Annotated in this window: 8 protein-coding genes and 1 pseudogene; 5 read left to right on the forward strand and 4 right to left on the reverse strand. The window is 71.2% G+C overall.

All coding sequences use genetic code 11. The annotated features are described in order from the left end of the window. The 4 genes from H5J33_RS13360 to H5J33_RS13375 all read right to left on the reverse strand — a co-directional run. On the reverse strand, positions 1 to 530 hold a 530-nt coding region (locus tag H5J33_RS13360; protein ID WP_181795124.1), incomplete at its 3' end, for a hypothetical protein. A 77-nt stretch (positions 531 to 607) separates the two neighbouring features. Next, positions 608 to 1,831, reverse strand: coding sequence for a hypothetical protein (locus H5J33_RS13365; RefSeq protein ID WP_220212300.1), 1,224 nt, complete (start codon positions 1,829 to 1,831; stop codon positions 608 to 610). 97 nt (positions 1,832 to 1,928) lie between these two features. Continuing rightward, a complete protein-coding gene (locus H5J33_RS13370) occupies positions 1,929 to 2,084 on the reverse strand; it encodes a hypothetical protein (RefSeq protein WP_181795126.1) in 156 nt (51 codons plus the stop codon). 190 nt (positions 2,085 to 2,274) lie between these two features. Continuing rightward, entirely contained in the window at positions 2,275 to 3,201 is a 927-nt protein-coding gene (locus tag H5J33_RS13375; RefSeq protein WP_181795131.1) for an AraC family transcriptional regulator, read from the reverse strand. 158 nt (positions 3,202 to 3,359) lie between these two features. On the opposite strand from H5J33_RS13375, the gene tkt reads away from it, so the two are divergent. The 5 genes and pseudogenes from tkt to H5J33_RS13400 all read left to right on the forward strand — a co-directional run. Further along, on the forward strand, positions 3,360 to 5,435 hold the full coding sequence (gene tkt / locus H5J33_RS13380) for a transketolase (RefSeq protein WP_181795127.1): 2,076 nt from the start codon (positions 3,360 to 3,362) through the stop codon (positions 5,433 to 5,435). 59 nt (positions 5,436 to 5,494) lie between these two features. Then, entirely contained in the window at positions 5,495 to 6,640 is a 1,146-nt protein-coding gene (tal, locus tag H5J33_RS13385) for a transaldolase (protein WP_181795128.1), read from the forward strand. Next, positions 6,637 to 8,223, forward strand: coding sequence for a glucose-6-phosphate dehydrogenase (gene zwf, locus H5J33_RS13390; protein ID WP_181795129.1), 1,587 nt, complete (start codon positions 6,637 to 6,639; stop codon positions 8,221 to 8,223). The genes tal and zwf overlap by 4 nt, the downstream gene beginning before the upstream one ends. Continuing rightward, complete coding sequence (gene opcA, locus H5J33_RS13395; RefSeq protein ID WP_181795130.1) at positions 8,220 to 9,146, forward strand: glucose-6-phosphate dehydrogenase assembly protein OpcA; 927 nt, start codon at positions 8,220 to 8,222, stop codon at positions 9,144 to 9,146. Before zwf ends, opcA begins: the two co-directional genes overlap by 4 nt. A 1-nt stretch (position 9,147) precedes the next feature. Continuing rightward, positions 9,148 to 9,855, forward strand: a pseudogene (locus H5J33_RS13400) (glucose-6-phosphate isomerase); the annotation flags it as partial.

Genomic DNA, 9,855 nt, shown 5'->3' on the forward strand with positions numbered 1-9,855 from the left:
GTGTCGTCGGCCAGGGCCGTGATCTCGGCCGGGGACAGGCCGAGTTCGTCGCGCAGGAACCGTACGATCGTCCAGTGCGGCACGGCGTCCTCGTCGAAGGGGCCGAACGCGGCCGTGTACAGGGGGATCCAGCGCAGCGCCTCCTCGGCGGCCGCGGCCCGCCCGGGAGCCTCCTGGTAGGCGTCGTAGGAGATGCTCCGGTGGTGGATGAAGCGGTCGCCGGGCAGCCGCTGTTCGCACAGTTCCCGGTACTCGCGGGTCTGCAGGATGAGGTAGTGCCAGATCTCGTCGACGTCCTGCTCGACGGGGAGGAAGAGGCCGCCGAGCCGGCCGGGGTGGCGGGAGACCAGGTACAGGTAGCGCAGGCACTCGCGGACCTGGTGCCGGACGACGGCTTCGCCGGGGCTGCCGGGCTTGGCCAGGAAGTGCCGGACCACCTCGTCGTGCAGGGCGGGGCCGAGCAACTCCTCGGCGCCGGGGACCGGTTCGGTGGCGGTGCCGGAGGGGGCGGGCGCTGCGGACGTGGGCATGGGATTCCTGTCGGGGTCGGGGGGCCGGGGCGGAGAAGGAGGCGCCGTGGCCGGGGAAGGGGCGCCGTGGGCCTGGGTCAGGCCGTCAGGTCGTCGGACGCGGTCAGCCAGGAGTACTTGCCGGAGCGTCCGATCGGGATGCGGGCGCGGTGCTCCACCCGGCAGGAGCGCCCGGTCAGGTCGGCGACGCCGGCGGCGAGCCGGACGGTCTCGTCGGGGGTGAGCGGTACGTCGTCGAAGGTCGTGTACGTCAGCCGGCAGGTGTCGTCGCCGGTCAGCCGCAGGTGGTGGAGGAGGACGCGGCCGCTGACGCCGGTGACGCGGCTGTCGAGGTCGGCCTGGGCGACGGGGCCTCCGGGGGTGGGCAGGAGTTCCTTCTCCCGTCCGCAGAAGGAGACGATCCGCTCCGGGTCGGTGCCGCCGTCGCGGGTGCGGACGCAGTCGCCGGACCGGTAGCGGACCAGCGGCATGTACGGGTTGCGGACGCTGGTGACGATGAGGCTGTGGATGCCGCTGCCCGGCGCGACCGGGATCAGCTCGACGCTCATGTCCGTCAGGTACGGCCGGTACCGGCCCTCGGCGTCGCTGTAGAAGAGGTAACCGAGTTCGGTGCTGCCGAAGAGGTCGACCACGGGGCAGTCGAAGTGGGAGCGCAGGTAGGCGCGGACGTTCAGCGGTGTGTACTCGTAGGCGTGCACGATGCCCGCCGGGCGGGGGAAGCCGTCCCACAGGCCCCAGGCGGAGACCTTGCGGATCAGATGGGCCAGGTGGTGGCCGGAGCAGTCCAGGAGGTACGCCCCGTCGGGGTGGGCGCCGGCCACCTCCCGGATCTCTCCGAGCATGCGCTCGACGTCCTCGCGTTCCCAGTCGGCGGGATCCAGGCGGCGGTTGAGGTACAGCGTGCGGTCGTCGAGCCAGCGTTCACCGGGGGTCGCGCCGGGCTTGCGGGCGTTGACGCGGGCCACGTGCTCGGTGGCCAGCACGGTGGTCAGGGAGACCCGCCGGGCCCCGGTGTGCCAGGAAGCGCCGAGTTCGGGGTGTTCGCGCCACAGGCGGTAGTACGAGTGGAGCAGGAAGTAGGGCGGCCGGATGAGCCGCATACGGGCGTGGTTGGTGCCCGTGGACAGGACGAACTCGGCCTCTCCCGTCTCCAGGGCGCGGGCCAGCCGCGGAGTCATCCAGTTGTCTGGGAAACCCCGGGCGATCTCCGGTTTCTCCAGGATCGGGAAGTGCCCCCGCTCGACGGAGGCGCGGTAGATCGGGATGTCCCGCACCTTGTCCAGGACGTCGGCACTCGGCATGCGGTTCACAGGAACTCTCCGGGCGGTGTCGGCGGAGGGCCGCCGGCGCGGAGACGGCCGCGCCGGCGGCCCGGGGTGTGGGCACAACTCCCGGAGGTCAGCGGGAGATACAGCCGCTCTTCGCCGCGACGCTGATGCAGCCGCTCTTGGGCGCGGCGCTGATGCAGCCGTCCTTCGCCGCCTCGGCGGAGTTGAGGGCGACCCACCGCCGCCACACGGATTCCTCGGTCATGCGCTTGATGAGCTGGTCCATGGGGAACCTCCGGAAACTAGGAGACTTAACGTTTCTGCACACACAGACGACCCAGGGCGTTGACGCTCACCCATCGCCACCGAAGGTAAAGAGATGGTCAATCAGTAGTCAATGGAAAGTAGGGTGGTTGGCCGGAAACGCATGTTCGTGCCTCGAACCCACGGTCGCGCCATGGCCGGCGCGTCCGGCCCTACCGCATGTCCGCCCGGAAGACGACCGGGGTCTGGCCGGTGTGCAGATGGAAGAACTTGGAGAAGTTGGCCGCGTCGGGGAAGCCCACGGCCGCCCCTACGCGGCCGATCGGCATGTCCGTGTGCGCGAGGAGGCGTTTGGCCTCGAGGATCACCCGTTTGTCGATGAAGCCCTTGGGGGTCTCGCCGGTGGCCGCGCGGACGGCGCGGACCAGGGTGCGCCGGGAGTAGCCGAGGGCGTCGGCGTAGGCGCTGACGCTGTGGTTGGTGGCGAAGCCCTGCTCGACGGCGTCCCGGAAGCGGATGAAGGTGCTGTCGGCGTGCTGCGGGGAGGTCTCCGCGGAGCTGGCGGCGAGATGGGCCAGCCGCAGCAGGCACGCGGTGAGGGTGTGCCGCAGGACCGCCGTGTGCAGACTGAGCGGGAGCGTGGCGGTGTCCTCGTACTCGCGGCGGAGCTGGTCGAGGGCGGCCTGGAGCGCGGCGCGCTGCGCCGGGCCGGGGTGCAGCAGCGGCGGCAGGTCGTAGCGGTACAGGCCCGTGGCCTCGACGGTGGAACGGGGCAGAAAGCCGGGCTGCATGGTCAGCACGGTTCCGCGGTACCCGGATTCCCGGGAGAAGCGGTGGACCTGTCCGGGGCGGATCCACAGCAGGTCGCCGGCGCCGGCCTCGTACTCGGCGAAGTCGATCATGTGCCGTACGGGGCCGCCGGTGAAGAGCATGACCACGTGGAAGTCGATGCGGTGGACGCGGTGCAGGGGGGCCTCGGCGTGCCAGGTGCGGTCGGTCCCCATGGGGCCGATCTGCATGCCGACACCGCCGACGGCCAGCTCGGCCGGGAAGGGGAAGGTTCTGATCCCGTCGCCACCAGCGGTCCCGTCGCCCCCGGCGTCGCCGCCACCGGCTCCGCCGCCGCCATCCTGCCCCATCATGACCGCCATGCCCTTTTCGTACCGTTCCCGTCGTTCGATCACTGTCCCAGATTCACCACAGGCTGACACACCCCGACCTTTCCTCGAAAAAGTCAGACTTTTAAGTTTGAACACGTCAGGCCACCCATCCCGCACTCAACGAGGACTTCTTGAAGATGACGACGCAGACCTCCGACGACTTCGAGTGGACCGACCTCGACCGGCGTGCCGTGGACACCGCCCGGCTCCTGGCGGCCGACGCGGTGCAGAAGGTGGGCAACGGGCACCCCGGCACCGCGATGAGCCTGGCACCTGCCGCGTACACGATCTTTCAGAAGGTGATGCGTCACGACCCGGCGGACCCGGAGTGGACCGGCCGTGACCGCTTCGTCCTCTCCCCCGGCCATACCTCGCTGACCCTCTACACCCAGCTGTACCTCGCCGGGTACGAGCTGGAGCTGGACGACCTGAAGGCGTTCCGCACGCACGGCTCGAAGACGCCGGGCCACCCCGAGTACGGCCACACCGCCGGGGTCGAGACCACCACCGGCCCGCTCGGCCAGGGCGTGGCCAACGCCGTCGGCATGGCGATGGCCGCCCGCTACGAGCGCGGCCTCTTCGACCCGGACGCCCCGGCCGGCACCTCCCCCTTCGACCACACCATCTGGGCGATCGTCTCCGACGGCGACCTCCAGGAGGGCGTCTCCGCCGAGGCGTCCTCGCTGGCCGGCCACCAGAAGCTCGGCAACCTGGTCTTCCTCTACGACGACAACCACATCTCCATCGAGGGCGACACCGCGACCGCCTTCTCCGAGGACGTGCTGAAGCGGTACGAGGCCTACGGCTGGCACACCCAGCGGATCGAGCCCACCGCCGAGGGCGACATCGACGCCCCCGCCCTGTACCGGGCGCTGAAGGCCGCGCAGGCCGAGACCGGCCGGCCGTCGATCATCGCGATGCGCACGATCATCGCCTGGCCCGCCCCGAACGCGCGCAACACCGAGGCCTCCCACGGCTCCGCGCTCGGCGAGGAGGAGATCGCCGCCACCAAGCGCCTGCTCGGCTTCGACCCGGAGCAGACCTTCGAGGTGTCCGACGAGGTCCTGAAGCACACCCGCCGGGCCCTGGACCGCGGTGCCGAGGCGCACGCGTCCTGGGACAAGCGGATCGCCGAGTGGCGCGCCGCCCGGCCCGAGCGGGCGGAGCTGTTCGACCGGGTGAGCAAGGGCGAGCTGCCCGCGGGCTGGGAGGACGCCCTGCCCGTCTTCGAGGCGGGCAAGTCGGTCGCCACCCGCGCCGCCTCCGGCAAGGTGCTCCAGGCCCTCGGCCCCGTCGTCCCCGAGCTGTGGGGCGGCTCCGCCGACCTGGCCGGCTCGAACAACACCACCATCGACAAGACCAGCTCCTTCCTGCCCGCGGGCAACCCGCTGCCCGAGGCCGACCCGTACGGCCGTACCGTGCACTTCGGCATCCGCGAGTTCTCCATGGCCGCGGAGATGAACGGCATCGCCCTGCACGGCAACACCCGGATCTACGGCGGCACCTTCCTCGTCTTCTCCGACTACATGCGCAACGCCGTGCGGATGTCGGCGCTGATGCAGCTGCCGGTGACGTACGTGTGGACGCACGACTCCATCGGCCTCGGCGAGGACGGCCCCACCCACCAGCCGGTCGAGCACCTGGCCTCGCTGCGCGCCATCCCCGGGCTGAACGTCGTCCGCCCGGCGGACGCCAACGAGACCGCGATCGCCTGGGCCGAGATCCTGAAGAGGCACGCCACGCACCCGGCCCCGCACGGGCTCGCGCTGACCCGCCAGGGCGTGCCGGTGTACGCGCCGAACGAGGACGCGGCCAAGGGCGGCTACGTACTGCGCGAGTCCTCGACGGAGGTCCCGGAGGTGATCATCATCGCGACGGGCTCCGAGGTGCACCTCGCCGTGGCCGCGCGGGAGCTGCTGGAGGCCGCGGGGACCGGCACCCGCGTGGTGTCCATGCCGTCCGTGGAGTGGTTCGAGGAGCAGCCGCGCGAGTACCGCGAGCGGGTGCTGCCGCCGGCCGTGAAGGCCCGGGTCGCCGTCGAGGCCGGGATCGGCCTGACCTGGTACCGCTATGTGGGCGACGCCGGACGCATCGTCTCGCTGGAGCACTTCGGTGCCTCCGCGGACGCGAAGACCCTGTTCGCCGAGTACGGCTTCACCCCCGAGAACGTCGCCGAGAAGGCCCGCGAGTCGCTCGCCGACGCGCGCGCCTGACACCGACCCCCACCGAAACCGGCGCACACCGCGCCCGATACCGACGCAGAAGTAGAAAGATGAGCACAGTGACCGAAGCAATCGCGACCCCGGGAGCCCTCAAGCGCCTCGCCGACGAGGGCGTGTCCATCTGGCTGGACGACCTGTCGCGCAAGCGGATCACCTCGGGCAGCCTCGCCGAGCTGGTGGCGAGCGGGAGCGCCGTCGGTGTCACCACGAACCCCTCGATCTTCCAGGCCGCCATCGGCTCCGGGGAGGGCTACGAGGAGCAGCTCGCCGACCTCGCCGTGCGCGGGGTCACGGTGGACGAGGCCGTGCGGATGATGACCACCGCCGACGTGCGCGCCGCCGCCGACATCCTGCGGGACGTGTACGACACCACCGGCGGCCGGGACGGCCGGGTCTCCATCGAGGTCGACCCGCGCCTGGCCCACCACACCGAGGCCACCGTCGCCGAGGCCAAGCAGCTGGCCTGGCTGGTCGACCGGCCCAACGTGATGATCAAGATCCCGGCGACCAAGGCCGGCCTGCCCGCGATCACCGAGGTGATCGGCCTCGGCATCAGCGTCAACGTCACGCTGATCTTCTCCCTGGAGCGCTACCGCGAGGTCATGGACGCCTACCTGGCCGGCCTGGAGAAGGCCCGCGAGCGCGGCATCGACCTGTCGGGCATCCACTCGGTGGCGTCCTTCTTCGTCTCCCGCGTGGACAGCGAGATCGACAAGCGGCTGACCGCCCTCGGCACGGACGAGGCCCTGGGTCTCAAGGGCCGCGCGGCCCTCGCCAACGCCCGGCTGGCCTACGAGGCGTACGAGGAGGTCTTCGCCTCCGGCCGCTGGCAGGCCCTCGCACAGGCGGACGCCCACAAGCAGCGCCCGCTGTGGGCCTCCACCGGTGTGAAGGACCCCGCGTACAAGGACACCCTGTACGTGGACGAGCTGGTCGCGCCCGGCACGGTCAACACCATGCCCGAGGCCACCCTGAACGCCGTCGCCGACCACGGCGAGATCACCGGCGACACGGTGACCGGCGGCTACGACCAGGCGCGCGCCGACCTGGCCGCCGTGGAGCGGCTCGGCATCTCCTACGACGAGGTCGTCCAGCAGCTGGAGGACGAGGGCGTCGCGAAGTTCGAGGCGGCCTGGCAGGAGCTGCTGGACGCCGTCGCCACGTCCCTGAAGAGCAAGGGAGCTGACGCCCGATGACCGACAACGCCCCCGCCGCCCAGGCATCCGACGAGGTGCGCGTGCCGGTGCTGCCGGCCGCCGACTGGGCGAACCCGCTGCGGGACACCCGCGACCGCCGGCTCCCCCGCATCGCCGGGCCGTCGGGCCTGGTCATCTTCGGGGTGACCGGTGACCTGTCCCGCAAGAAGCTGATGCCGGCCGTCTACGACCTGGCCAACCGCGGACTGCTGCCGCCGGGCTTCTCCCTCGTCGGGTTCGCCCGCCGCGAGTGGGAGGACCAGGACTTCGCGCAGGTCGTCCACGACTCCGTCCGCGAGCACGCCCGCACCCCGTTCCGCGAGGAGGTGTGGCAGCAGCTCGCCGAGGGCATGCGCTTCATCCCCGGCGACTTCGACGACGACACCGCCTTCAAGCAGCTGAAGGACGCCGTCGAGGAGCTGGACGCCTCCCGCGGCACCGGCGGCAACTTCGCCTTCTACCTCTCGGTGCCGCCGAAGTTCTTCCCGAAGGTCGTGCAGCAGCTGAAGAAGCACGGCCTGGCGAGCCCCCCGGAGGGCTCCTGGCGCCGCGCGGTCATCGAGAAGCCGTTCGGCCACGACCTGGCCAGCGCGCGCGAGCTGAACGCGATCGTGCACGAGGTGTTCGAGCCGGACCAGGTGTTCCGCATCGACCACTACCTCGGCAAGGAGACCGTCCAGAACATCCTGGCGCTGCGCTTCGCCAACCAGATGTACGAGCCGATCTGGAACCGGTCCTACGTCGACCACGTGCAGATCACCATGGCCGAGGACATCGGCATCGGCGGCCGGGCCGGCTACTACGACGGCATCGGCGCCGCCCGCGACGTCATCCAGAACCACCTGCTCCAGCTGATGGCGCTCACCGCCATGGAGGAGCCGATCGCGTTCGACGCCGAGGCGCTGCTCACCGAGAAGCTGAAGGTGCTGAAGTCGGTGCGGCTGCCGGAGGACCTGGGCCTGCACACCGTGCGCGGTCAGTACGCGGCCGGCTGGCAGGGCGGCGAGAAGGTCGTCGGCTACCTCCAGGAGGACGGCATCGACCCCAAGTCGAAGACCGACACCTTCGCCGCGATCAAGCTGGGCATCGACAACCGCCGCTGGGCGGGCGTCCCCTTCTACCTGCGCACCGGCAAGCGGCTGGGCCGCCGGGTCACCGAGATCGCGGTCGTCTTCCAGCGGGCCCCGCACTCCCCGTTCGACTCCACCGCCACCGAGGAGCTGGGCCAGAACGCCATCGTCATCCGGGTCCAGCCCGACGAGGGCATGACCGTGCGGTTCGGTTCCAAGGTGCCGGGCACCTCCATGGAGATCCGGGACGTGTCGATGGACTTCGCCTACGGCGAGTCGTTCACCGAGTCGAGCCCGGAGGCGTACGAGCGGCTCATCCTGGACGTGCTGCTCGGCGACGCCAACCTCTTCCCGCGTCACCAGGAAGTGGAGGAGTCCTGGAAGATCCTCGACCCGATCGAGGAGTACTGGGCGGCGCACGGCAGGCCCGCGCAGTACGCGTCGGGCAGCTGGGGACCGAGGGAAGCCGACGAGATGCTCGCACGAGACGGACGGAGCTGGCGCAGGCCATGAGGATCGACCTGACCGACACCACGGCAAGCAAGATCAACAAGGCGTTGGTGCGGGGCCGCCGCGCCATCGGTACGCCCGCCGTGGGCATGGTCCTGACGATGGTGATCGTCACGGACGAGGAGAACGCCTACGACTCGATCAAGGCCGCCGAGGACGCCTCGCGCGAACACCCCTCGCGGACCCTGGTCGTCATCAAGCGGCACGCCCGCACCCTGCGCGACCGCACCCACTCCCGGCTGGACGCCGAGGTCCGGGTCGGCTCCGAGGCCGGCACCGGGGAGACGGTGGTGCTGCGCACCTACGGCGAGGTCTCCGACCACGCCGACTCGGTGGTGCTGCCGCTGCTGCTGCCGGACGCCCCGGTCGTCGTGTGGTGGCCGGTGGACGCCCCCGAGGCCCCGGCCAAGGACCCGCTGGGCGCGCTCGCCCAGCGCCGGATCACCGACCTGTACGCCGTCGAGCGGCCGCTGGAGGTCCTGAACACCCGCGCCCGCTGCTACGCGCCCGGCGACACCGACCTGGCCTGGACCCGGCTGACCCTGTGGCGCTCGATGCTGGCCGCCGCCCTGGACCAGGCCCGGGTGCCGGTGACCTCGGCGGCCGTGGAGGCGGAGGCCGACAACCCCAGCGCCGAGCTGCTCGCGCGCTGGCTGGAGGCCCGTCTGAAGGTGTCCGTGGACCGGGTGCACAGCGCCGGCCCGTTCGTGACGGCCGTCCGGCTCGGCACCGCGAACGGCGACATCGTCGTGGACCGGCCCGAGGGCCCGCTGGCCACGCTGAGCCTGCCCGGCCAGCCGCCGCGCACCCTCGCCCTGAAGGTCCGCGCCACCTCCGAACTCATCGCCGAGGAGCTGCGCCGCCTCGACGCCGACGAGATGTACGCCATCGCCCTGCAGGGCGTGGCCCCCAAGGAGAACGCCTGAGATGGCAGAGTTCCCGAAGCTCACCCACCGCCCCGAGTGGACGGCCCTCGCCGACCACCGCGCCCAGGGCCGCCTGCACCTGCGCGAACTGTTCGCGGCGGACCCCGGCCGCGCCGAGCGGTACGTCGTACGGGTCGGTGACCTGTACATCGACTACAGCAAGCACCTGATCACCGACGAGACCCTGGCGCTGCTCCAGGAACTCGCCGCCGCCACCGGCGTGTTCGCGCTGCGGGACGCCATGTTCCGCGGCGAGCGGATCAACGTCACCGAGGACCGGGCGGTGCTGCACACCGCGCTGCGCGCCCCGCGGGACGCGGTGATCGAGGTGGACGGCGAGAACGTCGTGCCCAAGGTGCACGCGGTGCTGGACAAGATGGCCGGCTTCGCCGACCGGGTCCGCTCCGGCGAGTGGACCGGACACACCGGCCGGCCGATCCGCAACGTCGTCAACATCGGCATCGGCGGCTCCGACCTCGGTCCCGCGATGGCCTACGAGGCGCTGCGCCCCTACACCGCGCGCGAGCTGACCTTCCGGTTCGTGTCGAACGTGGACGGCGCCGACCTGCACGAGGCCGTCCGCGACCTGGACCCGGCCGAGACGCTGTTCATCGTCGCGTCCAAGACGTTCACCACCATCGAGACCATCACCAACGCGACCAGTGCGCGCAAGTGGCTCCTCGACGGGCTGGACGGCGACGAGAAGGCC

The organism is Streptomyces sp. WELS2 (assembly GCF_013870595.1).
GTDB lineage: Bacteria > Actinomycetota > Actinomycetes > Streptomycetales > Streptomycetaceae > Streptomyces.

Excerpts from the sequence above, each read along its gene's own strand:
- H5J33_RS13365 (WP_220212300.1), bottom strand. The coding sequence starts at position 1,831 with ATGCCGAGTGCCGACGTCCTGGACAAGGTGCGGGACATCCCGATCTAC.
- H5J33_RS13370 (WP_181795126.1), bottom strand. The coding sequence starts at position 2,084 with ATGGACCAGCTCATCAAGCGCATGACCGAGGAATCCGTGTGGCGGCGG.
- H5J33_RS13375 (WP_181795131.1), bottom strand. The coding sequence starts at position 3,201 with ATGGGGCAGGATGGCGGCGGCGGAGCCGGTGGCGGCGACGCCGGGGGC.
- tkt (WP_181795127.1), top strand. The coding sequence starts at position 3,360 with ATGACGACGCAGACCTCCGACGACTTCGAGTGGACCGACCTCGACCGG.
- tal (WP_181795128.1), top strand. The coding sequence starts at position 5,495 with ATGAGCACAGTGACCGAAGCAATCGCGACCCCGGGAGCCCTCAAGCGC.
- zwf (WP_181795129.1), top strand. The coding sequence starts at position 6,637 with ATGACCGACAACGCCCCCGCCGCCCAGGCATCCGACGAGGTGCGCGTG.
- opcA (WP_181795130.1), top strand. The coding sequence starts at position 8,220 with ATGAGGATCGACCTGACCGACACCACGGCAAGCAAGATCAACAAGGCG.